This is a genomic window from Burkholderia sp. GW821-FHT14F03, from assembly GCF_058803765.1.
The window spans coordinates 57,776-81,531 of sequence record NZ_JBXAPG010000025.1 but is presented as its reverse complement, the minus strand read 5'-3'; the positions used below and the strand labels follow the sequence as shown (position 1 = coordinate 81,531).

Genomic DNA, 23,756 nt, shown 5'->3' with positions numbered 1-23,756 from the left:
GCGTCGCACAATTTAATCCACACCGTCAGGATACGCAAAGGATTTGCGCGGCCGCCGCAGCGGCGCCGAACTCGGGTACCATCGCCGCGAACAGACTGTCCGCCGGCGCGCCTCCGCCCAAGCCCCATGAAGCCATCCCCCCATCGCCCGCCGCCCCGGATCCTCGCCCGCTTCGTCGCCGTATCGTGGCGCGACCTCGCGATGTCGATCGGCCCGACCCTGGTGCTCGCGCTCGCCGCGATCTGGCTCGCGTACTCGCTGATCCAGCCGTCCCCGCCCTCCTCGCTGACGATCTCCGCCGGGCCGCCCGGCAGCACCAACTGGCTCGCCGCGCAGCGCTACAAGAAGATCCTCGCGAAGAACGGCGTGACGCTCAACGTGCTGGCGTCCGAGGGCTCGGCCGCCAACCTGAAGCGGCTGACGGCGCCGGACGACGCGGTCGACGTGGGCTTCGTGCAGAGCGGGATCGGCGACCGTCAGCACGACAGCGGCCTCGTGTCGCTCGGCAGCGTCGGCTACGTGCCGCTCGCGATCCTGTATCGCGGGCCGGTGATCGAGCGGCTGTCGCAGTTCAAGGGCAAGCGGCTCGCGCTCGGCGCGGAAGGCAGCGGCGCGCGCGAGCTGGGCCTCGCGCTCCTCAAGATGAACGGCATCGCGCCGGGCGGCCCGACGCCGATCCTGCCGACGGCCGGCGAGGACGCCGCAACCGCGCTGCTCGACGGCAAGATCGACGCGGCCTTCCTGTCCGGCGATTCGACCGAGATCCCGGTGATGGCCAAGCTGTTCCGCGCGCCCGGCATCCATTTCTATTCGTTCACGCAGGCCGAGGCCTACGCGCGGCGCTTTCCCTACCTGACCGACATCACGCTGCCGATGGGCGTCTACGATCCCGGCGCCAACCTGCCGGCGACCGACCTGCACACGATGTCGCCCACCGTCGAGCTGATTGCGCGCGACACGCTGCATCCGGCGCTGTCGGACCTGCTGATCGAGGCCGCGCGCGAAGTGCACGGCCACGCGACGATCCTGCAGCGCGCGGGCGAATTCCCGTCGCCCGTCACGCACAGCCAGTTCCCGCTGTCCGACGACGCCGCGCGCTACTACAAGTCGGGCAAGACCTTCCTGTACCGGCAGCTGCCGTTCTGGGTCGCGAGCCTGGTCGACCGGCTGCTCGTGATCGTGCTGCCGCTCGTGGTCGTGCTGATCCCGGGGCTGCGGCTCGTGCCGACGCTGTACGGCTGGCGCGTGCGTTCGCGGATCTACCGCTGGTACGGCGCGCTGATCGCGCTCGAGCGCAGCGCGCTCGGCGAGCATACGGCGCAGGAACGCGTCGCGCTGCTCGAACAGCTCGACGACGTGGAGGAATCGGTCAACCGGATGAAGATGCCGCTCGCCTACGCCGGCCAGTTCTACGTGCTGCGCGAACACATCGGCTTCGTGCGCGACCGCCTGCTCGCGCACGATCACGAGCGCGGCTCCGACGCGCCGCCGCCCGGGCCCGCCCCCGCCGCCTGAGCGGACGATCCGGCGCAGCGGCTGCATTTGGCCGCGCCCCCGCGTAACATGCGGGGTGAGACCGCTCGTCGCGCTTTTCCTCTGGATTCAGGAGACACTTACTTATGACCGTCGGCCTCGACGCCTCCCAGCCGGTATGGTTCTACGACTTCCTGTCGCCGTTCACCTACCTGCTGCTCGAACAGTACGACAAGTGGCCGAACATGCCGTTCGCGCCGCTGCCCGTGTCGCTGCCCGAACTGCAGCGCCACTGGGGCCAGCGGCCGGCCGCCGAGGTGCCCGCGAAGCGCATCTTCACGTACCGGCATGCGCTGTTCCGCGCCGAGCAGCTCGGCATCCCGTTCAAGATGCCGCCCGCGCATCCGTTCGATTCGAGCAAGGCGCTGCGCCTCGCGATCGCGCTGAACGCCGACCTGCCGGCCGTGCGCGAGATGTTCCGCTTCATCTGGCGCGAGGGCCAGGATCCGTCGACGCCCGACGGCTTCGCCGCGCTGTGCGCGCGGCTCGGCGTCGAGCACGGCGACGCGCTGATCGACTTCGAGGAGACCCGCGAGCAATTGCGCCGCAATACCGCCGACGCGATCGCGCTCGGGGTGTTCGGGGTGCCGACCTTCTGGCTCAACCGCCAGCTGTTCTGGGGCGAGGACGCGCTGCCGATGGTGCTGTACTGCGCGCGCACGCCGAACTGGCTCGAATCGCAGGAAGTGAAGCGGATCAGCGCGCTGCCGTCCGGGCGCGCGTGATACCCGCCATAGCGTCCCCGCGCGCACAGCCCCGGCGCGCGCGGGTAACGTGAAGCCCCTCGACGCCGCCCCCGCGTTCCCACCCGACCGATGCCACCCGTAGACGACCCCGCCGCCTCGCTCGACATCTGGCTCGTGCGCGTGCTGCGCACGCTGCTGCTCGAGCGCAGCGTCACGCAGGCCGCGCTGCGCCTGAACCAGACCCAGCCGGCGATCAGCACCGCGCTGCGGCGGCTGCGCGAGACGCTGAACGATCCGATCCTGGTGCGCGGCAAGGCCGGCATGGTGCCGACCGAATACGGCGCGTCGCTGCTCGACGCCGCGCAGCGCGCGCTGCGCGAAGTCGATTTCATCGCCACGCCGCACGGCGAATTCGATCCCGCGCGCTCGCGCCGCACGTTCCGGATCGCGGCGCCCGACTACCTGAACGACTTCTTCATGCCGACGCTGATCGCGCGCTTCCGCACGGCCGCGCCGCACGCGCACCTGGAGATCGATTCGCTGAATCCCGCGCTCGACCACGCGGCCGCGCTCGATTCGGGCGCGCTCGATCTCGTGGTCGGCAATTGGCCGAAGCCCGATCCGCACTTCGTGCGCGACGACCTGTTCGCGGACACCGTCGTCTGCCTGATGCGCGCCGATCATCCGCTCGCCGCGGCGCCGCTCACGCGCGAGGCCTACGCGGGCGCCGCGCACCTCGCGCCGACGCCGTACACCGGCGCGAAGCGCAACGCGATCGAGATCGGCCTCGCGCGCGCGCAGCTCACGCGGCGCGTGGTCGCCACGCTGCCGTACTTCGGGCTCGCGCCGCAGGTGCTGCTGCAATCCGACCTGATCTTCACGACCACGCGCCGCTTCGCCGCGCACTACGCGCAGTTGCTGCCGCTCGTCGTGGTCGAGCCGCCCGTGCCGTTCCCGCGCATCAAGTGCTATCTGCTGCGTCATCCGCAGCCGGACCGACCCACCGACATCGACTGGCTCGCCACGCTGATGGCCGAGGTGTCGGCCGAGCTGACCGCGCGCGGCCGGCGGCGCTGAACGCGCGGCGCCGCTGATTCAGCGCGCTAAAGCGCACACCGTCGAACAACGCGGTGGCCGCGGCGATCGGCCAATCCTCCGCAGCGGACAGCACGCGCGCGGCGATGTGCGCTCACGCCAACGGCATCACCTCCAAGCGCATCGGGTCCGCTCCGCGCGCTCGATGCCGGCGATCAGCCCGTGCGCGGCAACCTCCGACCGCGCCAACCGCGTCGCCCCGAACGCATGGGGCCTGCGCCTCGCGCTCAGCGCCTCGCGCTCAGCGCCGCCGCATCAGCGCAATGAAGCACGCGCCGCCGAACAGCGCGGTCACCACGCCGATCGGCAGATCCTCGGGCGCGATCAGCGTGCGCGCGGCGACATCCGCCCACACCAGCAGGATCGCCCCCGTCAAACCCGCGACCGGCAGCAGCCGGCCGTGCTCCGCGCCGACCAGCCGGCGGCACAGATGCGGCGTGACGAGCCCGACGAAGCCGATCGCGCCGCTCACCGCCACCATCGCGCCCGTCGCGAACGAGGCGATCACGAACACTTCGCGACGCGTCGCCGCGACCGGCACGCCGAGCGCGACCGCCACCCGATCGCCCGACATCAGCGCGTTCAGCGCGCGCCGCCGCGCCTGCAGCGCGAGCGCGGCGAGCGCCGCGCAGCACGCGGGCGCGGGCAGCAGGTCCCAGCGCGCGAGCCCGACGCCGCCCAGCATCCAGAACAACACCGACGACGCCGCGCGCTGGTCGCCCAGGTACAGCAGCAGATTCGCGATCGCCGTCAACACGAACGACACCGCGATGCCCGCGAGCAGCAGCCGGTCCGACTCCAGGCGCCCGTGCCGGTGCGCGAGCGCGATCACGCACGCGGTCGCGAGCAGCGCGCCGCCGAACGCCGCGAACGACAGCGTGAACGGCCCGAACGCCGCGCCCAGCCCAAGCGTCGCCGCGACCGCGCCGAGCATCGCGCCCGCGCTCACGCCGAGCAGGTGCGGATCGGCGAGCCGATTCGCGGTGACCGCCTGCAACGCGACGCCGACCAGCGCGAGCGTCGCGCCGACCAGCGCCGCGAGCAGCGCGCGCGGCAGGCGAATCAGCCACACGATGCTGTCGGCGCCGCCGTCGGCCGCATCGAACGCCGCGGGCCACGCGTGCGCGGCGATCACGCGCAGCGCGAGCCCCGGCGCAACCGGGCTCGGCCCGAAGCCCGTCGACATCACGATCGACAGCGCGAGCCCGACCGCCAGCGCCAGCGCGATGAGCCGGGCGCGCGCGCGGCCGCTCACCGCGCCGCCTTCGCGAACACGTCCGGATGGAGGCTGCGCGCGAGCGTCTCGACCGCGCCCGCGTTCGCCACGCCGGGTGTCGCCGCGTCGTACGGCAGCACGATGAAGCGGCGCGCGCGGATCGCCTCGACGCGCGCGAGCGCGGGCTGGCTCAGGAGGAACTGCTTCTTCTGCTCGGCGGTCACCGCCGAATAGTCGACGATCACGATCGCCTGCGGATCGCGCGCGACCACGCTCTCCCAACTCACCTGGGCCCAGCTGCGCGACACGTCGTCCATCACGTTGCGCCCGCCCGCCGCCGCGAGCAGCGCGTTCGGCATCGCGAGCGCGCCCGCCGTGGTCGGCTTGTCCTGCCCGCTGTCGTAGACGAACACGCGCAGCGGCGGCGCGCCCGCCAGCGCGCGCCGCACCGCGTCGACGCGGCTGCGCATCCCCGCGACCACCTGCTCCGCGCGCGCCTCGACCGCGAAGATCCGGCCGAGATTGCGCAGGTCGCGATAGACATCGTCGAACGACGCGGGCGGGCGCGTCATCACGTGCGAGCACGATTCGGTCAACTCGTAGCTACGGATGCCGAAGCGTTCGAGCGAGGCCGGCGTGACCGGACCGCCGACCCGCATCCCGTAGTTCCAGCCGGCCAGATAGAAATCCGCGCGCGCGCCGACCAGCACTTCCAGCGACGGATACTGGATCGCCAGCTCCGGCACGCCGCGCAGCGCGACACGCAGCGCCTCGGTGCCGGTCTTCCAGCCGGCGACGCCGGTATAGCCCGCGAGCCGGTCCTTGAGCCCGAGCGCGAGCATCATCTCGGTCAGGTTCACGTCGTTGCTCACCGCGCGCGCGGGCGCGCGCTCGAACGTGACGTCGCGCCCGCAGCTGCGCACCGTCACCGGATAGGCGGCCGCGGGCAGCGCCGCCCCCGCGAGCGCGAACGCGCAAATGGCGCGCGCGGCGCGCCGTCCCAGTCGATTCAGCATGATTCGTCTCCCTGCGGATGCAGCAGCGTGATGCGCGGCCGGCCGGACGCCGGATGCGGATCGATCAGCGCCGCGACGCCGAACACGTCCTTCAGCAGCGCCTCGGTCAACACCTCGCCGGGCGCGCCGCTCGCGACCAGCGCGCCGTCGGCGAGTACATAAAGGCGGTCGCAATACGCGGCCGCGAGATTGAGATCGTGGAGCGCCGCGAGCGTCGCGATGCCGAGGCGTCGCACCCGCGCGAGCAGTTCGAGCTGGTGGCGCACGTCGAGATGATTGGTCGGTTCGTCGAGCAGCAGCAGCGCCGGCTGCTGCACCAGGGCCCGCGCGAGCAGCGCGCGCTGCTGCTCGCCGCCCGACAGCGACGCGAACGGCTGCGCGCGGCGCGCATCGAGCCCGACGTCGCGCAGCGCGGCGTCGACGAGGCGCGCGTCGTCGGGCGTATCGCCGTCGAGCAGACGCTTGTGCGGCGTGCGCCCCATCCACGCGACCTGTTCGACGGTCAGCCCGAAGTCGTCGGGCGCGTCCTGCTGCAGCACCGCGATGCGCTGCGCGCTCCAGCGCGGCGACGCGCGCCACAGATCCTGCCGATCGAGCCGCACCGCGCCCGCCTGCGGCCGCGCGAAACGGAACGCGCAGCGCAGCAGGCTCGTCTTGCCGCTGCCGTTCGGGCCGATCAGCCCGACGAACTCGCCGGGCCCGACCGTCAGCGACAGCGCGCGCAGCACGGCCGGCCCGCCCGCGGGCCCCCAGCTCAGGCGCTCGACATCGAGCGTGATGGACATCGCGCGGCCCCGTCGCGCTAGAAGCGCAGCGTCGCGACCAGCTCGCCCGAACGCTCGGGACCGAGCAGCCACTGCTCGCCGCCATTCGAGGTGCTGACCGCATAGCTGCGGTTCGCGAGATTGCGCAGATACAGCGCGAGGTCCAGCGTGCGCGTCGCGCGCCATTGCAGCGATGCGTCGAACACCGTGCAGGACGGCACGCTCACGCGGTTCGCATCGTCGCCGTAGCGGCGGCCGACATAGCGCACGCCCGCGTTGGCGCGCCAGCCCGGCGCGAACGCCCAGCCGAGCCACAGGTTCGCGGTCTGCCGCGGGATGCCGTAGGGCACGTTGCCCGCGCGCGAGACGGTCGCGCCGCCGACTGCCTGGTCGTAGCGGTCGTAGCGCGCGCGCAGGAGCGCGGCGTTCGCATCGAGGGTCCAGCCGCCGCCCAGCTGCGCGCCGCCCGTCAGCTCGATGCCGCGCGACGACTGCTGGCCGACCTGCTGGCGCCGGGCCGGATTCAGCGGATCGGTGCTGACGAGATCGCGCTTGACGATGTCGTACACGGCGAAGGTCCAGTACGCGCGCCCGTCGAGCCATTCCTGCTTGACGCCCGCCTCCCATTGCCGGCCGGTCGCGAGCGTGTAGTTGGCCTGCGACGACGCCATCGTCACCAGCGAGCCGACCCCGTCCGCCCCCGTCGAGTACTGCGCATACACCGACAGCGACGGCGCGACCTCGAACACGAAGCCGGTGCGCCAGCCGGTATGCGCGAGCGTCTTGTCGAAGCCCGCGCCCGTCAGCACGTCGTCGCGATGGAACGCGATGTGGTCGTAGCGCAGCCCGCTCACCCACGCGAGGCGCGGCAGCACTTCGAGCCGGTTCTCGGCGAACACGGCCGCCTGGTTGGTGCGCGTGCGAAAGCGCAGCCGGGTCGGATCGGGGCTGTCGAAGCGACCGGGCGAGAACGCATCGGCGTCGACCACCGATTCGCCGCGATACGGCGAATTGTTCGAACCGTCGAAGGTGATCCGGTTGAACTCGGCGCCGACCACGAGCCGGTTCGCGCGGCCGAACAGCTGTCCGTCGAGACGCATGCTCGCGCGGTCGCCGATCTGGTGTTCGCGGTGGAAGATCTCCAGATAGTCGCTGCGCGTGACCTGTCGCGTCGCGGGATCGAGCGCGTAGGATTCGGCGTCGCGCCAATGACGGCTGGTCGCGAGATAGTAGAACTGATTGTCGACCGTGACGCCGGCGGCGGGCCGCCAGGTGGCCGCGAGCCGGGTCCACTGGTCGTAGTAGCCGATCGTCGCGTCGCCGACGTTGTAGTTGCGCTTGCGCAGCGTGCCGTCGAGCACCCCGTTCGTCACCGGCACGCCGAAGTAGGTCGAGGGTTTCTGGCGGCCGTAGTCGTAGTCGAGCGTGACACTCAGCTGCGGGCTCACGTCGAGCCGCAGCGCGCCGCCGACCGCGGTCGAATGCGCATCGCCGCGCTCGACCGTGCCGTTCGAACGCGTGTCGTTCAGGTAGAAGCGATAGGACAGCATCGGCCCGAGCGCGCCCGTCGTGTCGAACGCGACGCGCTTGCCGCCGTGGGTGCCGACGCCCGCCGCGACGGTGGTTTCGCGCGTGCGGCGCGGCGCCTTCGGCACCACGTTGACGACCCCGCCGATCGCCCCCTCGCCGTACAGCACCGAGGCCGGGCCGCGCAGTACTTCGATGCGCTCGGCCGACCACGCGTCGAACGGGAACGTGACGCTGCCCGCGCCCGGATAGAGGCGCACGCCGTCGTACAGCGTCATCACCGATTCCGATCCCGAGAAGCCGCGCACCGACAGCGAGGTGCCGCCGTTGCCCGGCGCCGCGTCGTTCGCGAAGCCGGCCGCGCGCGTGACCGCCTCGAGCACCGTGCGGTCGCCGCGCGCGACGATCTGGTCGGCGCGGATCGTCTCGACGCTCGCGGGCGTATCGAGGCTCGCGAGCCCGAGCCGCGAGCCGGTTTGCAGCGGCGTCGACAACGGGGCGGCCGCCAGCTCCGCCGCCGCCGACACGCGCACCGCCGGCAACGCATGATGCTGCGCGTCGTCGCGCGCGGCGGGCGGCTCCGCATCGGCCGCGAACGCGCCGGACGCCGCGAGCGCGCAACCGAGCGCCAGCATCGGCGCGCGTGTCAATCCGGCCCGCCGACCCGCTGCCGCGAGCCGGCGGCGGCGCGCCGGATGGCGCGCGCCGCTCATGCGCGCCTCCCGTCCATCCCGTTCATATCGTTCATATCGCACGGCCACGCCGCCCCCCCGCTCTCCCGCCGCGCCCCCGCGCGCGCCATGCCATGCCGATCCACGTCTTCTCCGCTCCCACGCTGTTGCTCGACGGCGTTCCAGCCGAACGCCGCGCCCTGCGCGAACTTTACGGTTCGCCTACATGCCGCGCGATGATATGACAGATCGCGCGCCGGACGAAATGCCGGCGCGCTGTGGCGTCGCTTTGTCCATCATTGCGGGAGGTTTCCTGCGGATACCCCGGCGCGGCGCCGGGATTGCGGCTCGCGCATATCGTCAGTCCTTGCAGAAGGTTTCTTGCCGATGCGCCCGGCGCACCGCGCCGTCCGCCGCGTCATGCGCGAGCACGACCGCCACGCGCCGCGCCGGAACGAGGCCGGGCTTGCCGCCGATGCGCTGCGTCAGTCCTTGCAGAAGGCCCCTTGCCGATGCGCCCGGCGCACCGCGCCGTCCGCCGCGCCATGCGCGAGCACGACCGCCACGCGCCGCGCCGGAACGAGGCCGGGCTTGCGGCCCGCGCGCATCCTCAGTCCTTGCAGAAGGTCTCTTGCAGATGCGCCCAACGCACCGCGCCGCCCGCCGCGTCCCGCACGAGCACGACGGTCGCGCGCCGCGCGGGCAGTTCCCCCGTCGCATCGGTCTGGTGCTCGCAATAGCTGGCCACCGCGCCGCCCGGATAGGCGCTCAGCACGTGCAGCTCCGAGAAGGTGATCACGAGGCCGGGCTTGCGGCCCGCGAGACGCGCGAACAGTGCACGGGTCGCCGCGTGGTCGTACAGCGCGCCGTCGGTGCCGATCATCGTGAACTGCGGCGCGAAGTGCGCCATCATCGCGTCGAGCGCCGCATCCGACGTCGCGACGCCCGCGAGCCAGTCCTGAATCGCGGCGCAGCCCGCGACGATTTCATCCAGATATGCCTGTTGCCCGCTCATCCCGCCGCTCCTGTCCGATCCGCGCGCGGCCCCATGCCGCGCGGCAAACGGCGAGTGTAGGCGAAGCGGGCCGCGCGCGCATCAGCGCGGCGGCACGGGATCGAGCCCGGTGCGCGCGACGTCGGCCGCCGCCTCCGGCGAGGCGAGATAGTCGAGCAGCGCGCGGGCCTCGCGCGGATGCCGCGCGCTGACCGGCACCCCGCCCGCGAAACGCGTCACCGATTGCAGCGATTCCGGCAGCTTGCCGACGAAGTGCGCGCCCGGCACCGGCAGCAGTTCGCTGACCTGCTGCAAGCCCAGCGCATAGGTGCCGTCCGCGACCTTCGACGCGACCGGGATGCGCGGAATCATGATTGCCTTCCCGCGCACCTGCGCGTCGATGCCGAGCCGCGCGAACAGCACGTCGCGCACGTAAACCCCGCTCGCGCTGTCCGAGTACGCGATCGACGGCGCGCGCAGCAGCGTCGCCTTCAGCGCGTCGGGCGTGGCGATGTCGGGCGTCGGCGCGCCGGCGCGCACCACCATGCCGATCCGCGAATCGGCCAGCTCGACGCGCGAGGCCGGATCGACGCGCCCTTGCGCGATCAGCGCATCGAGCGCGTAGCCGACCATGATCACGACGTCGGCCGGCTCGCCGCGCGCGAGCCGGTTCGGGATCGCCTCGGGCGTGGCGCCCATCGACGGGCCGTATGCGATCGTGAGGCGCTGGCCGCTTACCGCCTCGTAGCGCGGCGCGAGCAGCTTGTACGCGGCGGTGAAGCCGCCCGAGTTCATCACGTGGAGTTCGAGCGGCGGTGCGGCGGCCGGCCCGGCCGGCGTTTGCGCGAACCCGCCCGCGCTCGCGCCGAGCAGCAGCGCGCAGGCCAGGGATTGCTTCAGGATGGCGATCATGAGGGAGCGGCGCGGTGCGCGGCGGAGAACCAGGGGCCTCCATCATCGGCACGCGGCGCCCGCCTGAAAAGCCGGGCAATGCCCGATGCGCGACGCGGCGCTTCGTGCTCAGCGCCCGCCGGCCAGCGCGACCGCGGGAGCCGGGCAGTGCGCGGGCGCGTCGCTGCGCACGCGCAGCAGTTCCGCGCACACCGCGATCGCGATCGCGGCGGGCGCCTTGTCGACGATCCCCGTCACGCCGATCGGACAGGTCATGTCGGCGAGCCGCGCCGGTTCGACGCCGCGTCCGAGCAGCCGTCGCTCGAACTTCACGCGCTTGGTGCGCGAGCCGATCATGCCGAAATAGCGGAAGTCGCGCCGCCGCAGGATCCGCTCCGCGAGCGCGAAATCGAGCGCGTGGTTGTGCGTCATCACGAGGAAGTACGCGCCCGGCGGCGCGGCGTCGACCAGCGCGGCGGGCGCGTCGGTCGGCTCCGGCTGCACGTTGGGCGGCACTTCGTCGGGAAACTGCGCGTCGCGCTCGTCGACCCACTGCACCACGCACGGCAGCCGGCCGAGCAGCGTCACGAGCGCGTGGCCGACGTGGCCCGCGCCGAACAGCACGACGTGCATCGGCGGCGACGGCGCGCGCGGCGGACCCCGGCGGCGACCGATCTGCACCGTCATCGCGTCATGCTCCGCGCGCGGCGCGCACCGCTTGCACCGCGCGCAGGATCGCCTCGCCCGTCGCGGGGGCGTCGAGCGGCGGATTGACCTGGTGGTCGCCCACCGCCGCGACCGCGTCGCGCACCGCGAAGAACACCGAGAACGGCAGCAGCAGCGGCGGCTCGCCGACCGCCTTCGAGCGGTGAATGCTGTCCTCCGCGTTGCGGTTGTCGAACAGCCGGACATGGAATTCGGGCGGACAGTCGTTGACGGTCGGGATCTTGTAGGTCGACGGCGCATGCGTCATCAGCTTGCCGTCCTTGTTCCACCACAGCTCCTCGGTGGTCAGCCAGCCCATGCCCTGCACGAACGCGCCCTCCACCTGCCCGATGTCGAGCGCCGGATTCAGCGACGCGCCGACGTCGTGCAGCACGTCCGCGCGCAGCACGCGCATCTCGCCCGTCAGCGTGTCGACCACGACCTCGGCGACCGCCGCGCCGTAGGCGTAGTAGTAGAACGGCCGCCCTTGCAGGCGCGCCTGGTCCCAGTGCAGCCTGGGGGTCGCGTAGAAGCCGTCGGACCACAGCTGCACGCGCGCGAGGTAGGCCTTCGCGACCACCTCGTCGAACGGCACGTCGATCTCGCCGATCCGCACGCGCTCGTTCGCGAACCGCACCTGCGCCGCCTCCGCCGCGCCGCCGCCGAAACGCTCGGCCGCGAACGCCGCGAGCCGTTCGCGCAGCTGGCGCGCGGCGTCCTGCGCGGCCTTGCCGTTCAGGTCCGAGCCCGTGGAGGCGGCGGTCGCCGAGGTGTTCGCGACCTTGCTGGTGTCGGTCGCGGTCGCGCGGATCCGCTCGAAATTCACGCCCAGCTCGTGCGCGACCACCTGCGCGACCTTGGTGTTGAGCCCCTGCCCCATCTCCGTGCCGCCGTGATTCACGAGGATCGAGCCGTCGGTGTAGATGTGGACGAGCGCGCCCGCCTGGTTGAAATGCGTGACGTTGAACGCGATGCCGAACTTGACCGGCGTGAGCGCGAGGCCCTTCTTCAGCACCGGGCTGCCCGCGTTGAACGCGCGCACCTTCTCGCGCCGCGCGCGATAGCCGCTCGACGCCTCCAGCTCCGCGAGCAGTTCGGGCAGGATGTTGTCCTCGACGGTCTGGCCGTACGGCGTGACGTTGCGCTCGGTTTTGCCGTAGAGATTCGCGCGGCGCACGTCGAGCGGATCGAGATCGAGCGTGCGCGCGACGTTGTCGAGGATGTACTCGATCGCGAACGCGCCCTGCGGGCCGCCGAAGCCGCGGAACGCGGTGTTCGACTGCGTGTTGGTCTTGCCGCAGTAGCCCTCGATCGCGACGTCGGGCAGCCAGTACGCGTTGTCGAAATGGCAGACCGCGCGCGTCATCACCGGCCCCGACAGGTCCGCGGAAAAGCCGCAGCGCGAGGTCATGTCGATCGCCACGCCGTCGATCCGTCCGTTCGCGTCGTAGCCCACGTCGTAGCGATAGTGGAAGTCGTGGCGCTTGCCGGTGATCATCATGTCGTCGTCGCGATCGGGCCGCAGCTTGACGGGACACAGCAGCTTCCAGGCGGCGAGCGCCGCGCAGCACGCGAACAGGCCGGACTGCGATTCCTTGCCGCCGAAGCCGCCGCCCATGCGCCGGCATTCGACCTGCACGTTGTGCGACGCGACGCCGAGCACGTGCGCGACCAGATGCTGCATCTCGCTCGGGTGCTGGGTCGAGCAATAGACGTGCATGCCGTCGTCGTCCTTCGGCACCGCGTAGGCGATCTGTCCTTCGAGATAGAACTGCTCCTGGCCGCCGAGCGTCATCTCGCCCGCGTCGCGATGCGCGGCCTGCGCGAGCCGCGCCGGCGCGTCGCCGCGCGCGAGCCGCAGCGGCGGGATCACGTACGACTGCGCCGCGCGCGCGGCCTGCGGCGTCAGGATCGCCGGCAGCGCCGCGTAGTCGATCTTCGCGCGCCGCGCGGCGAGGCGCGCGGCCTCGTGCGAAGTCGCGACCACCATGAACACCGGCTGGCCGACGAACTGCACGACGCCGTTCGCCAGCACCGGATCGTCATGGACGATCGGGCCGCAATCGTTGACGCCCGGGATGTCCTCGGCCGTGAACACCGCGACCACGCCCGGCGTCGCGCGCACCGCGTCGAAACGCATCGAGACGATCCGCGCATGCGCCTGCGTGCTCAGGCCGAGCGCCGCGTGCAGCGTGCCGGCGAGCAGCGGGATGTCGTCGGTGTAGGTGGCGCGCCCGCTCACGTGCAGATGCGCGGATTCGTGCGGACGCGATACGTGGACCTGGGTGAAGGTGTCGGCATCGCGGCCCGTCTGCAGGAACGGCTCGGCTTGCTGATTCATGATCGAAGGGTCTCCTTGGCGGCGGGCCGGTCAGCGTCCGGCCGCTTCGGCGGCCACGCAACGCACGTTGAGCGCCGCGGGCGGCAGCGGATCGCGCGGGCGCGTTTCGAGCCAGAAGCGGTACATCAGGTTGCGCGCGGCTTCGAGTCGGTACGCGTCGCTCGCGCGCATGTCGGTGAGCGGCGCGTAGTCGTCGCCGAGCGCCTGCATCGCCGCGCGCGCGGTCGCCTCGTGCCAGTTCGCGTCGGTCAGCGCGGCCTCCGCGCGCGACGCGCGCTGCGGCGTCGCCGCCATCCCGCCGAACGCGATGCGCGGTGCGCGCACCGTCTCGCCGTCCGCGATGAACGCGAACGCCGCGCACACCGCGGAAATGTCGGAATCGAAGCGCTTCGACAGCTTGTAGGTGCGGAACCGCAGGTTCGCGCGCGCGCCGGTCCGCGTCGGCACCTTGAGCGCGGCCACGAATTCGTGCGGCGCCATGTCCTTCTTCTGGTAGCCGAGATACAGGTCCTCGAGCGCCAGCTCGCGCGTCGTCGCGCCGGCGCGCAGCACCACGCGCGCGCCGAGCGCGATCAGCCCCGGCATCGAGTCGCCGATCGGCGAGCCGTTCGCGACGTTGCCGCCGAGCGTGCCCGCGTTGCGGATCGGCAGCGACGCGAAGCGCTTCCACATCTCGGTCAGTTCCGGATAATGCCGGGCCAGCTCCGCATAGGCCGCCTCGACCGTCACGCCCGCGCCGATCTCGATCCAGTCCGCGTCGACCGCGATCCGGCGCAGCGCGCCGACCTGCCCCAGGTAGACGAGGTCGCCCAGCGCGCGCATCTGCTTGGTCACCCACAGGCCGATGTCGGTGCTGCCCGCGAGCAGCCGCGCATCCGGCTTCGCCGCCTTCAGCTGCGCGAGCGCATCGAGCGTGCGCGGCGCGTCGAACGACTGGCCCGCGTGTTCGTAGTGGAAGGTGTCGTCACGCCGCAGCGACGCGAGCGCGCGCGCCAGCGCGGCGCGGTCGATGCCGACGCGCGGCGCGGGCAGCGCGAACATCCGCTCGGCCGCGTCGACGATCGGCCGGTAGCCGGTGCAGCGGCACAGATTGCCGGTCAGCGCATCGGCGATCTCGTCGCGCGGCGGCGCCGCGCACGGCGCGCCGCCCTGCCGGTCGTACAGCGCCCACATCGACATCACGAAGCCCGGCGTGCAGAAGCCGCATTGCGAGCCGTGGCACTCGACCATCGCGGCCTGCGCCGGATGCAGCGCGCCGTCGGGTTCGCGCAGATCCTCGACCGTGAACAGCGCGCGGCCGTCGAGCGTCGGCAGGAACTGGATGCACGCGTTGACCGCCTTGAACGCCACCTCGCCCGCATCGGTCAGCTCGCCCACCACCACCGTGCACGCGCCGCAATCGCCCTCCGCGCAGCCTTCCTTGGTGCCGGTGCACAGCGCGTCCTCGCGCAGATACTGAAGCACCGTGCGGGTGACGTCGGCGTCGCTGACTTCGCGGACCGCGTGGCGATGGTAGAAACGGATCGGCTGGCTCATCTGGGATCGTCCGGGAGGATGCGGGGCAAGCCGGTCGTGCGCCGGCCCTTGTTGTGCTCATGTTCGAACGCTATCACCGTCAATTTCGCGAACCCATAGCCGGTGACACATGCGGGTCATATTGCCGCGGCGATATGTCGTCTCGACAACGGGTAACTAAGCGGTCCCTGCATGCGGACCGGTTCCATGCAAGAATTCGCCTTTCGCCACCGGCACGTCGCCCCCCTTGATCCGTCCCCATGTCTACCGACTCCGCCGCCTCTCACAGCGCATTCAAGACGACACTTCAGATCGTCTCCGTCGTTTCGTTCACCTTCATCTGCTACCTGACCATCGGCCTGCCGCTCGCGGTGCTGCCGGGCTTCGTGCATGACGACCTCGGCTTCAGCGCGATCGTCGCCGGCGCGGCGATCAGCGTGCAGTACTTCGCGACGCTCGCGTCGCGCCCGCTCGCCGGCCGCTTCGCCGACACGCTCGGTCCGAAGCGCACGGTGCTGCGCGGCCTGGTCGGCTGCGCGGCGAGCGGCGCCTGCCTGTTGATCGCGCTGCTGTTCGCACGCTGGCCGGCCGCGAGCCTCGCGCTCCTGGTCGTGAGCCGCCTGGTGCTCGGCGTCGGCGAGAGCCTCGTCGGCACCGGCGCGATCCTGTGGGGCATCGGCCGGGTCGGCATCGCCCACAACGCGCGCGTGATCTCGTGGAACGGCATCGCGACCTACGGCGCGCTCGCGCTCGGCGCGCCGCTCGGCGTCGCGATCGCGCACGCGCTGAACCCGGCGCTGATCGGCGCGCTCGTGATCGCGCTGGCGGCCGGCGGCTACCACCTGGCCCGCCTGATCGCCCCGGTGCCGGTCGTGCACGGCGAGCGCATGTCCTATGCGAGCGTGTTCACGCGCGTGCTGCCGCACGGCCTGGGCCTCGCGCTCGGCTCCGCGGGCTTCGGCTCGATCGCGACCTTCATCACGCTGTACTACGCGGCGCGCCATTGGGACAACGCCGCGCTGTCGCTGACCGTGTTCGGCACGCTGTTCATCGGCGCGCGCCTCCTGTTCGCGAACACGATCAAGACCTACGGCGGCTTCCGCGTCGCGATCGTGTCGTTCGCCTTCGAATGCGCGGGCCTGCTGCTGCTGTGGCTCGCGCCGCTGCCGCACGTCGCGCTCGCCGGCGCCGCGCTGACCGGCTTCGGCTTCGCGCTGATCTTCCCCGCGCTCGGCGTTGAAGCGGTCGCGCTCGTGCCGCCCGCGAGCCGCGGCGCGGCCCTGTCGGCCTACTCGGTGTTCCTCGATCTGTCGCTCGGCCTCACCGGGCCGCTCGCCGGCTACGTCGCGGGCGCGTTCGGCTATCCGCAGGTGTTCCTGCTCGCCGCCGCCGCGTCGGCGGCCGGCGTCGTGCTGTCGGTGCTGATGTTCCAGCGCCAGGCGCGCCCGCGCGGCAGCGGCGCGGCCGCCTGAGCGGCCCCGCCGCTACAGCCCCTCGGCCCATGCGGGCGGCGCGCCGTCGACGCCCGCGAGCGCGCCGACCAGCGCGCCGATCTTCAGCGAACACTGCCGCGACGGCGGGTAGACCAGCGACACCGGCATCGGCCGGCGCACGCAGTCCTCGAACAGCGGCACGAGCTGCCCGCGCCGGAGCGCGTCGTCGACCATGAAGGCGGGCACGTGCGCGATGCCGTGCCCGAGCAGCGCGGCCTGCGCGAGCGCGTCGCCGATGTCGAAGGTCAGGTTGCCGCGCACCGCGAAACGCCGGAGCCGCCCGTCGATCCGGAACTGCCAGTCCACCGGCTTGCCCGTGCGCGCGTTGCGCACCACGATGCAGTTGTGCGCCTCCAGCGCGTCGGGATGCGCGGGCGTGCCGCGCCGTTTCAGATACGCGGGCGCGGCCACCGTGACCCAGCGCAGCGCCGTGAGCGGCCGCGCGATGATCCGCGCATCCTGCACCGCCCCGAGCCGGATCGCCGCGTCATACCCTTCCTCGGTCAGGTCGACCACCCGGTCCGTCATCGACACCTCGACCTGCAGATCCGGATAGCGCGCGGTCAGGCCCGCGATCACGGGCAACAGCACGATGCGGCCGAGCGCGAGCGGCGTCGTGATCTTGAGCGGGCCGGACGGCGCGCAGCGGCGATCGACCAGCAGCTGCTCGGCCGCGTCGAATTCGACCAGCAACGGTGCGCAGCGCTCGTAGAACAGCTGGCCGTCGGGCGTGAGGCTCACGCTGCGCGTGGTCCGATGCAGGAGCCGCACGCCCAGCTCGGTCTCGAACCGCCCGATCGCGCGCGACAGCCCCGACTGGGTGAGCGCGAGCGCGGCGGCCGCCGCCGTGAAACTGCGCGTCTCCGCGACCTTGACCAGCATGCGCACCGCATTCAGGTCCATCGTTCGCCATCCATGATTTTTCTCATTACTGAAAGCAACAAGCAGCCATTTATCAGCATGAAAGCATAGATCAGACTGGCGGCTCCGTACACTTCCCCTTTCGATCATGACGGCCTGCGCCACGCTTCCCGCCCACTCCTCCCGCCGCACCGCCTGGATGCTCGCGCTGCTCGCGCTCGCGCAGCTGATCATCGCGCTCGACGCCACCATCGTGTTCGTCGCGCTCCCCGCGATCGGCGCGGCGCTGCGGTTTTCCGCGCAACAGCTGCAATGGGTGATCAGCGCCTATACGGTCGCCTTCGGCGGCGCGCTGCTGCTCGGCGGCCGCGCGACCGACCTGCTCGGCCGCCGCCGCATGTACGTGCTCGGCCAGGCGCTCTATGCGCTGTCGTCGCTCGCGGCCGGCCTCGCGCCGACGAGCGGCGCGCTGATCGCCGCGCGCGCGGCGCAGGGGCTCGGCGGCGCCTTCCTGTTCCCCGCGACGCTCGCGCTGATCAACACGCACTTCGCCGAGGGCCCGGCGCGCAACCGCGCGCTCGCGATCTGGAGCGCGGCGTCGGCGGCGGGCCTCGCGCTCGGCGCGCTGCTCGGCGGCGTGCTGACCGAGGGCTTCGGCTGGCAGGCGATCTTCTTCGCCTGCGCGCCGCTGTCGGGCGCGGCGGCGCTCGCCGCGGGCGCGCTGATCCCGCGCGACGCGCCGCGCGAACGCGCGCGCCGCTTCGATCTCGCGGGCGCGCTGACGGTCACGTCGGGCGCGACCCTGCTCGTGTTCGGGCTGGTGCAGGGACCGGACGGCGGCTTTCTCGCGCCGCCCGTGCCGGCCGCGCTGGCCGGCGCGGTCGCGCTGCTCGCGCTGTTCGTGGTGATCGAGCTTCGCGGCCGCGATCCGCTGATGCCGCTGCACCTGCTGCGCAACCCGAACCTGCGCGCCGCGATGGTGCTGACCTGCGTGTTCATGAGCAGCTTCGGCGCGCAGTACTACTTCCTCGCGCTCTACTACCAGCAGGTGTACGGCTACAGCGTGCTGCAGACCGGCCTCGCCTACCTGCCGGCCACGCTCCTGTGCACCGTCGGGATCCATCTGTCGACGCGGCTGCTGCCGCGCCTCGGCGCCCGCGCGACGCTCGCCGCCGGGCTCGCGCTCGGCGCGCTGGGACTCGGCTGGATCGTGGCGGCGCTGCCGGCCGGACGCGGCTTCGCGCTGCTCCTGCCCGGCATCGCGATCCTGAGCGTCGGCCAGGGCATCACCTGGACCGCGATGTGGATCACCGCCGCGAGCGGCGTGGCGCCGCGCGAGCAAGGCGTCGCGTCGGGCATGGCGTCGACCGCCCAGCAGATCGGCAGCGCGCTCGGGCTCGCCGCGCTGGTCGCGCTCGCCAACCACGGCACGCTCGGCAGGCACGGCGCGGCGCTCGCGCTCGCGACCGAGCAGGGCCTGCGCGCGGCGCTCGCCGGCACCGCGCTCGTCGCGCTCAGCGGCGTGCTGGTGGCGCTGCGGATCCGGCGGACGGCCGCCGCGCCGACGCAGCCGCTGCACGTCGGCTGACGCGCGGGCGGCTTCGCGCCTGCGTCAACCGCGGCGCGACAGCTCCTGCTCGAGCGCCGCCACGCCGGCGGGCAGATCCACCGGCACTTTCAGGTCGACCATGGTGCGGCCGAACGCATGCAGCGTGCGGAACAGGTTGTGCTCGCGGCACTGCTCGCCCATCTGGCCGATCCGCACGATCGGCAAGCCGAACGAGCCCGAGATCTCGACCTGGTGATGCTTCGAGATGTGCCCGCAGATCAGGCCGGGCGTGAGCCCCTCGGGCACCTCGATGCCGACCACCGAGTTCAGGCGGCAGGACTCGGGCGCGTACAGCGCGAGCCCCATCGCCGCCACGCCCGCCTGCAGCGCCGCCGAACAGCGCTGGTGGCGCGCGTAGCGGTTCTCCAGCGTTTCCGCGCAGACGAGCCGCAGCGCCTCGTGCAGCGCCAACACGCCCGACACCGGCGCCGTGTAGTGGTAGCCGGCGTTGTGCCAGAAATTCTCGGCGAGCGACATGTCGAGACACCAGTGCGCGTTCGGCTCCGGGCGGCTCTTCATGCGCTCCCACGCGGCGTCGGAAAACGCGATCAGCGACACCCCCGGAATCGACGACAGGCCCTTCTGGCCGCCGGTGATCACGGCGTCGATGCCCCACGCGTCCATGTCGAGCGGCATGGTCGACAGCGTGCACACCGCGTCGACCACCACCAGCGCGCCGGAGGCCTTCGCGAGCGCCGCGACGTCCTTCAGGTCGCGGTTCCAGACCGTATTCGAGGTTTCGCCGTGCACGATCGTGACGATTTCGGGACGCTCGCGCGCGATCGCCAACGCGATCTCGTCGAGGCTCGCGACGCTGCGATCGGGCACCTCCAGGTAGGCGACCTCGGCGCCGACCCGCGTCGCCATCTCGCCCATCCGCGCGCTGAAGAAGCCATTGCGGATCGACAGCACGCGCGTGCCGCGCCACGCCAGGTTCGAGATCGCCATCTCCATCGCGGCGGAACCGGGCCCGGCGACGCCCAGCACCCATTTGGTGCGGGTCTGGAACACGTAGCGCGCCATCTCCTTCACCTGCTCGATCACCTTGGCCATGGTCGCGCCGAGGTGGTTGATCACGATCGTGTTGGCCTTGGCGACCGCGGCGGGGATCGGCACGGGGCCGGCGCCCATCATCAGCAGCGGTTCTTCGGGCAGGATCGCGTCGAGCGACACGACGACGGGACACGGAATCGGCGAGTAATCGGTGGACATGGGGCGCAGCGGAACGGGTTGGACGGGCCGCGCGGGCGGCGGCGAAGTGATCGATCATTCCCGGAACCGCCCGAATGCGCAAGCCCCGGCGCGCGCGGCGGTGCGGCCGCGCACGCCGGGCCGCGCGCCGCGCATAAGCCAAACCCATTCGCCGGACATTTCCGATTCCCGATAAGCGATCCGGATCCGGTTTCACGCGCGGCAAATGCGCTTCCCGGTCGGAAATTCCGCTCGCGCCGTGCGCCCGACGCCGCGCAAATTCGATTGCCCGGCCTCAAACAAATAATTCATCAAGCTGACAAACATCAATCATACGGTGCAGTGCAGCAATTCCGCTGCGCGCCCAAAAAATCAATCATGCGTTCCGCCATCCGCAATGCCTTCGACCTTCTCACGCTAAACTCGATGCACATGCACGCATACAATAAAACAAAATCTTCTTTTTGTTCATCAACTTACATAAAAATAAAAGAAAAATGAACAAAATTGTACGTGAGGCGCACCATTAGAATCTCGCGAATTTCCATGGGTGTCGGGAAAAAATCCTCCCCTCCGCCGACGCGCGGATCTTGCTGTTTCACTCCGCGCCGGGTTTATTTCCCGATACCCTGATGAAGTATGCAGTTGACTAGTCCCACCGCCTTATTGAACAATTTGCCCGGCAATCGATATTTCGAATTAAGGCGGTGCCGGCGTTGATCCGACAGCGGCGGCCTGCCTTATGGCAGGAGCAGTAAAGCAGGGCAGTAAAACACTACATAATCATTCAAACGGGCCGAAACCAAATGAACCAAATTCAAACCATGCGGGTGTTCGTGTGCGTCGCCGAACTGCAAAGCTTCCGGCGCGCCGCGCGCAAGCTGGGCGTCTCGAACGCACTCGTCACCCGCTCGATCGCAATGCTCGAGGCGCACCTGAACACGCGTCTCATCCATCGCACGACGCGCAATCTCGCGCTGACGGAAGCCGGCACGCGGTATCTCGACGGCTGCCGGGCGCTCTTGGAGGAATTCGATCATCTCGAAGCATCGGTCGCGCACGCGGTGCGGGAGCCGGTCGGCACCTTGCGGGTCGTGATCTCCGGCTCGCTATGTCCGGTCAAGGTCACCCCGCTCGTCGACAGCTTCCGTCGCCAATATCCGAAAGTCACGGTGCAGCTGACGATCGCCGAAGGGCCGGTCGACGTGCTCGACGCCGGCTATGACGTCGGCATCGTGACCGGCAGCCGCCTCGACGGCAATCCGGCGCTGATCGGCCACGCACTCGCGCCGAACACGCTGGCCCTGTGCGCGTCGCCCGACTACGTCACGCGCCACGGCGAGCCGCATCGCCCGGACGACCTGTCGCGCCACACCTTCATCACGCTGTCGGCCGACCAGCACCGCACCAACTGGCGCCTCTCCGACCCCGAGCACTTCACCCACCTGGTGTCGCTGCACCCGACCTACACGGTCAACAGCAACTGGATGGTGCGGGCGGCCGCGCTGGCCGGCACCGGCGTCGCGCTGCTGCCGGAGAGCTTCATCGCCGAGGCGCTGGAAAGCGGCGAGCTGGTGCGGATCCTCGGCGAATTCCGGGTCGACGACCCCGACACCCAGCTGTCGATCGTCTACCCGAACCGCCAGTTCCTGCCGGCGCGCACGCGCAGCTTCGTCGAACACGCGCTCTACCACTTCGGCGGCCAGAAGCTCGAGGCGAACGGCCACTTCGCGTTCATGCGCGAATCGGGCGCGGTCGAGCGGCCGGAGATCGTCACCGGCCTGCAATAAGCGGCCTGCGTTACACTGCGCGCACCACCCGCAGGAGAAAGGCCGTGCGCGTCATCGTGTTCAGCAGCCGTCAGTACGACGTCGATTCGTTCAACCTGGCCAATCGACCGTTCGGCTATCGGCTGCATTTCCAGCCGTCGCACCTCGACGCCGAGACGGCGATCCTGGCGCACGGCTACGACGTGGTGTGCCCGTTCGTCAACGACTCGCTCGACGCCAACGTGCTCGCACGGCTCGCGGACGGCGGCACCCGCCTGATCGCGCTGCGCTCGGCCGGCTACAACCACGTCGACCTCGCGGCGGCCGAGCGTCTCGGCCTCGCCGTCGTGCGCGTGCCCGCCTACTCGCCCCATGCCGTCGCCGAACACGCGGTCGCGCTGATCCTCGCGCTCAACCGGCGGCTGCCGCGCGCCGTCGCGCGCACCCGCGACGGCGATTTCTCGCTCGACGGCCTGCTCGGCTTCGACCTGCACGGCAGGACCGTCGGCGTGATCGGCGCCGGGCTGATCGGCTGCGTGTTCGCGCGCATCATGGCGGGCTTCGGGATGCGCGTGCTCGTGCACTCGCTGCCGCCGTACGACGACGCGCTGATCGCGCTCGGCGCGCACTATGTCGAACGCGACGTCCTGCTCGCGGAATCCGACATCGTGAGCCTGCACTGCCCGCTGCTGCCGTCGACGCGCCACCTGATCAACGCCGGCACGCTGGCCCAGATGAAGCGCGGCGCGATGCTGATCAACACCGGGCGCGGCGGCCTCGTCGACGCGCACGCGCTGATCGGCGCGCTCAAGAGCGGCCAGCTCGGCCATCTCGGGCTCGACGTCTATGAGGAAGAAGGCGGGCTGTTCTTCGAGGACCACTCCGACGAGCCCTTGCAGGACGACGTGCTCGCGCGGCTCCTGACCTTCCCCAACGTGATCGTCACCTCGCACCAGGCGTTCTTCACGCGCGAGGCGCTGGCCGAGATCGCACAGACCACGCTCGACAACATCCGCGCATGGAGCGAGGGTGCGCCGCGCAACCTCGTGCTGCCCAGCCACGCGTGAGCCCGCGCCCGGACCTCGACGCCTGAGCGTCCGGGCCCGCCCCCGCGCCGGTCTGCTATCGTGGCGGATCTTGCCGCCACCCGTTTCCAGCCGCCGTCCCCATGCGTTTCGACGAACCCGCGATCGCCGCCGTCTACCGCGCGATCTTCGAGCGGCGCGACATGCGCCATTTCACCCCGGCCCCGATCGACCCCGCCGTGCTGGCCCGCCTGCTGCGCGCGGCGCACCACGCGCCGAGCGTCGGCTTCATGCAGCCGTGGCGCTTCATCCGGGTCACCGCCCCCGCGCTGCGCGAGCGGATCCACGCGCTCGTCGAGGCCGAGCGCCGCGCCACCGCCGATGCGCTCGGCGAGCGCCACGACGAATTCATGCGGCTCAAGGTCGAAGGCGTGCGCGAATGCGGCGAGCTGCTCGTCGTCGCCCTCGCCGACCGGCGCGAAGCACATGTGTTCGGCCGCCGCACGCTGCCGGAAATGGATCTCGCGTCGGCCGCCTGCGCGATCCAGAACATGTGGCTCGCCGCGCGCGCCGAGGGGCTCGGCATGGGCTGGGTGTCGCTGTTCGACGTCGACGCGCTGCGCGCGCTGCTCGCGATGCCCGCCGGCGCGAAGCCGATCGCCGTGTTGTGCCTCGGCCACGTCGACGCGTTCTACGCGAAACCGATGCTCGAGGAGACCCGCTGGGCCGCCCGCCTGCCGCTCGAAGCCTGCCTGTTCGAGAACGCCTGGGACGGCGCGCCCACCCCGCCGCCCGGCGACTGATCCAACCCCTTATCAGCGCCCTGCATCCGGGTTTTTACTGAGCTAGAATCG

20 protein-coding genes are annotated in these 23,756 nt (G+C 71.2%); 9 read left to right on the top strand and 11 right to left on the bottom strand.

Features of this window, described 5'->3' with window-relative positions:
• Positions 1-126 precede the first annotated feature (126 nt).
• The 3 genes from AC1RQF_RS18495 to AC1RQF_RS18485 all read left to right on the top strand — a co-directional run bounded on the left by AC1RQF_RS18495 (position 127) and on the right by AC1RQF_RS18485 (position 3,296).
• A complete protein-coding gene (locus tag AC1RQF_RS18495; RefSeq protein ID WP_274001408.1) occupies positions 127-1,515 on the top strand; it encodes a TAXI family TRAP transporter solute-binding subunit in 1,389 nt (462 codons plus the stop codon).
• A 104-nt stretch (positions 1,516-1,619) separates the two neighbouring features.
• Positions 1,620-2,258 carry a 2-hydroxychromene-2-carboxylate isomerase gene (locus AC1RQF_RS18490; RefSeq protein ID WP_492872658.1) on the top strand — a complete coding sequence of 213 codons (639 nt, stop codon included), beginning with the start codon at positions 1,620-1,622 and terminating at the stop codon, positions 2,256-2,258.
• Positions 2,259-2,348: 90 nt separating this feature from the next.
• A complete protein-coding gene (locus AC1RQF_RS18485) occupies positions 2,349-3,296 on the top strand; it encodes a LysR family transcriptional regulator (RefSeq protein WP_274001406.1) in 948 nt (315 codons plus the stop codon).
• Between the two features lie 259 nt (positions 3,297-3,555).
• Here the strand turns inward: AC1RQF_RS18485 and AC1RQF_RS18480 are convergent, their stop codons facing one another.
• The 9 genes from AC1RQF_RS18480 to xdhA all read right to left on the bottom strand — a co-directional run bounded on the left by AC1RQF_RS18480 (position 3,556) and on the right by xdhA (position 14,975).
• Complete coding sequence (locus tag AC1RQF_RS18480; protein WP_492872657.1) at positions 3,556-4,569, bottom strand: FecCD family ABC transporter permease; 1,014 nt, start codon at positions 4,567-4,569, stop codon at positions 3,556-3,558.
• A complete protein-coding gene (locus tag AC1RQF_RS18475) occupies positions 4,566-5,546 on the bottom strand; it encodes an ABC transporter substrate-binding protein (protein WP_492872656.1) in 981 nt (326 codons plus the stop codon). Before AC1RQF_RS18475 ends, AC1RQF_RS18480 begins: the two co-directional genes overlap by 4 nt.
• A complete protein-coding gene (locus tag AC1RQF_RS18470; RefSeq protein ID WP_274001404.1) occupies positions 5,540-6,331 on the bottom strand; it encodes an ABC transporter ATP-binding protein in 792 nt (263 codons plus the stop codon). Before AC1RQF_RS18470 ends, AC1RQF_RS18475 begins: the two co-directional genes overlap by 7 nt.
• A 17-nt stretch (positions 6,332-6,348) precedes the next feature.
• Positions 6,349-8,550: a TonB-dependent receptor gene (locus AC1RQF_RS18465; RefSeq protein WP_274001403.1), complete on the bottom strand. Its 2,202-nt coding sequence runs from the start codon at positions 8,548-8,550 to the stop codon at positions 6,349-6,351.
• A 568-nt stretch (positions 8,551-9,118) separates the two neighbouring features.
• Positions 9,119-9,523 carry a nuclear transport factor 2 family protein gene (locus tag AC1RQF_RS18460; protein WP_274001401.1) on the bottom strand — a complete coding sequence of 135 codons (405 nt, stop codon included), beginning with the start codon at positions 9,521-9,523 and terminating at the stop codon, positions 9,119-9,121.
• Positions 9,524-9,604: 81 nt separating this feature from the next.
• Positions 9,605-10,414 carry a substrate-binding domain-containing protein gene (locus AC1RQF_RS18455; RefSeq protein ID WP_274001400.1) on the bottom strand — a complete coding sequence of 270 codons (810 nt, stop codon included), beginning with the start codon at positions 10,412-10,414 and terminating at the stop codon, positions 9,605-9,607.
• A gap of 108 nt (positions 10,415-10,522) precedes the next feature.
• On the bottom strand, positions 10,523-11,080 hold the full coding sequence (gene xdhC, locus AC1RQF_RS18450; protein WP_274001399.1) for a xanthine dehydrogenase accessory protein XdhC: 558 nt from the start codon (positions 11,078-11,080) through the stop codon (positions 10,523-10,525).
• Between the two features lie 4 nt (positions 11,081-11,084).
• Positions 11,085-13,439: a xanthine dehydrogenase molybdopterin binding subunit gene (gene xdhB, locus AC1RQF_RS18445; protein WP_274001398.1), complete on the bottom strand. Its 2,355-nt coding sequence runs from the start codon at positions 13,437-13,439 to the stop codon at positions 11,085-11,087.
• Between the two features lie 30 nt (positions 13,440-13,469).
• Positions 13,470-14,975, bottom strand: a complete 1,506-nt coding sequence (gene xdhA / locus AC1RQF_RS18440; RefSeq protein ID WP_274001397.1) for a xanthine dehydrogenase small subunit — start codon at positions 14,973-14,975, stop codon at positions 13,470-13,472.
• Between the two features lie 239 nt (positions 14,976-15,214).
• On the opposite strand from xdhA, the gene AC1RQF_RS18435 reads away from it, so the two are divergent.
• On the top strand, positions 15,215-16,426 hold the full coding sequence (locus AC1RQF_RS18435; protein ID WP_274001396.1) for an MFS transporter: 1,212 nt from the start codon (positions 15,215-15,217) through the stop codon (positions 16,424-16,426).
• 12 nt (positions 16,427-16,438) lie between these two features.
• On the opposite strand, the gene AC1RQF_RS18430 is transcribed toward AC1RQF_RS18435, so the two are convergent.
• A complete protein-coding gene (locus AC1RQF_RS18430) occupies positions 16,439-17,350 on the bottom strand; it encodes a LysR family transcriptional regulator (RefSeq protein ID WP_492872655.1) in 912 nt (303 codons plus the stop codon).
• A gap of 106 nt (positions 17,351-17,456) precedes the next feature.
• On the opposite strand from AC1RQF_RS18430, the gene AC1RQF_RS18425 reads away from it, so the two are divergent.
• Positions 17,457-18,896, top strand: a complete 1,440-nt coding sequence (locus tag AC1RQF_RS18425; RefSeq protein ID WP_492872654.1) for an MFS transporter — start codon at positions 17,457-17,459, stop codon at positions 18,894-18,896.
• Between the two features lie 24 nt (positions 18,897-18,920).
• Here AC1RQF_RS18425 and AC1RQF_RS18420 read toward each other — a convergent pair whose 3' ends face one another.
• Positions 18,921-20,129: a pyridoxal-phosphate-dependent aminotransferase family protein gene (locus AC1RQF_RS18420; RefSeq protein ID WP_492872653.1), complete on the bottom strand. Its 1,209-nt coding sequence runs from the start codon at positions 20,127-20,129 to the stop codon at positions 18,921-18,923.
• Between the two features lie 18 nt (positions 20,130-20,147).
• Between AC1RQF_RS18420 and AC1RQF_RS18415 the strand changes: the two genes are divergently transcribed.
• From AC1RQF_RS18415 to bluB, 4 genes are all read left to right on the top strand, one after another.
• Positions 20,148-20,609, top strand: coding sequence for a hypothetical protein (locus AC1RQF_RS18415; protein WP_274001392.1), 462 nt, complete (start codon positions 20,148-20,150; stop codon positions 20,607-20,609).
• A 305-nt stretch (positions 20,610-20,914) separates the two neighbouring features.
• Positions 20,915-21,898 (top strand): LysR family transcriptional regulator, encoded by a 984-nt coding sequence (locus tag AC1RQF_RS18410; protein ID WP_274001391.1) that lies wholly within the window; start codon positions 20,915-20,917, stop codon positions 21,896-21,898.
• Between the two features lie 44 nt (positions 21,899-21,942).
• A complete protein-coding gene (locus AC1RQF_RS18405; protein ID WP_274001390.1) occupies positions 21,943-22,944 on the top strand; it encodes a 2-hydroxyacid dehydrogenase in 1,002 nt (333 codons plus the stop codon).
• 101 nt (positions 22,945-23,045) lie between these two features.
• A complete protein-coding gene (gene bluB, locus AC1RQF_RS18400) occupies positions 23,046-23,705 on the top strand; it encodes a 5,6-dimethylbenzimidazole synthase (protein ID WP_274001389.1) in 660 nt (219 codons plus the stop codon).
• The last annotated feature ends 51 nt before the right edge of the window (positions 23,706-23,756 follow it).

Coding starts and splice junctions, on each gene's coding strand:
- AC1RQF_RS18495 (WP_274001408.1), top strand. CDS start 127: ATGAAGCCATCCCCCCATCGCCCGCCGCCCCGGATCCTCGCCCGCTTC.
- AC1RQF_RS18490 (WP_492872658.1), top strand. CDS start 1,620: ATGACCGTCGGCCTCGACGCCTCCCAGCCGGTATGGTTCTACGACTTC.
- AC1RQF_RS18485 (WP_274001406.1), top strand. CDS start 2,349: ATGCCACCCGTAGACGACCCCGCCGCCTCGCTCGACATCTGGCTCGTG.
- AC1RQF_RS18475 (WP_492872656.1), bottom strand. CDS start 5,546: ATGCTGAATCGACTGGGACGGCGCGCCGCGCGCGCCATTTGCGCGTTC.
- AC1RQF_RS18470 (WP_274001404.1), bottom strand. CDS start 6,331: ATGTCCATCACGCTCGATGTCGAGCGCCTGAGCTGGGGGCCCGCGGGC.
- AC1RQF_RS18465 (WP_274001403.1), bottom strand. CDS start 8,550: ATGAGCGGCGCGCGCCATCCGGCGCGCCGCCGCCGGCTCGCGGCAGCG.
- AC1RQF_RS18460 (WP_274001401.1), bottom strand. CDS start 9,523: ATGAGCGGGCAACAGGCATATCTGGATGAAATCGTCGCGGGCTGCGCC.
- AC1RQF_RS18455 (WP_274001400.1), bottom strand. CDS start 10,414: ATGATCGCCATCCTGAAGCAATCCCTGGCCTGCGCGCTGCTGCTCGGC.
- xdhC (WP_274001399.1), bottom strand. CDS start 11,080: ATGACGGTGCAGATCGGTCGCCGCCGGGGTCCGCCGCGCGCGCCGTCG.
- xdhB (WP_274001398.1), bottom strand. CDS start 13,439: ATGAATCAGCAAGCCGAGCCGTTCCTGCAGACGGGCCGCGATGCCGAC.
- xdhA (WP_274001397.1), bottom strand. CDS start 14,975: ATGAGCCAGCCGATCCGTTTCTACCATCGCCACGCGGTCCGCGAAGTC.
- AC1RQF_RS18435 (WP_274001396.1), top strand. CDS start 15,215: ATGTCTACCGACTCCGCCGCCTCTCACAGCGCATTCAAGACGACACTT.
- AC1RQF_RS18430 (WP_492872655.1), bottom strand. CDS start 17,350: ATGGACCTGAATGCGGTGCGCATGCTGGTCAAGGTCGCGGAGACGCGC.
- AC1RQF_RS18425 (WP_492872654.1), top strand. CDS start 17,457: ATGACGGCCTGCGCCACGCTTCCCGCCCACTCCTCCCGCCGCACCGCC.
- AC1RQF_RS18420 (WP_492872653.1), bottom strand. CDS start 20,129: ATGTCCACCGATTACTCGCCGATTCCGTGTCCCGTCGTCGTGTCGCTC.
- AC1RQF_RS18410 (WP_274001391.1), top strand. CDS start 20,915: ATGAACCAAATTCAAACCATGCGGGTGTTCGTGTGCGTCGCCGAACTG.
- bluB (WP_274001389.1), top strand. CDS start 23,046: ATGCGTTTCGACGAACCCGCGATCGCCGCCGTCTACCGCGCGATCTTC.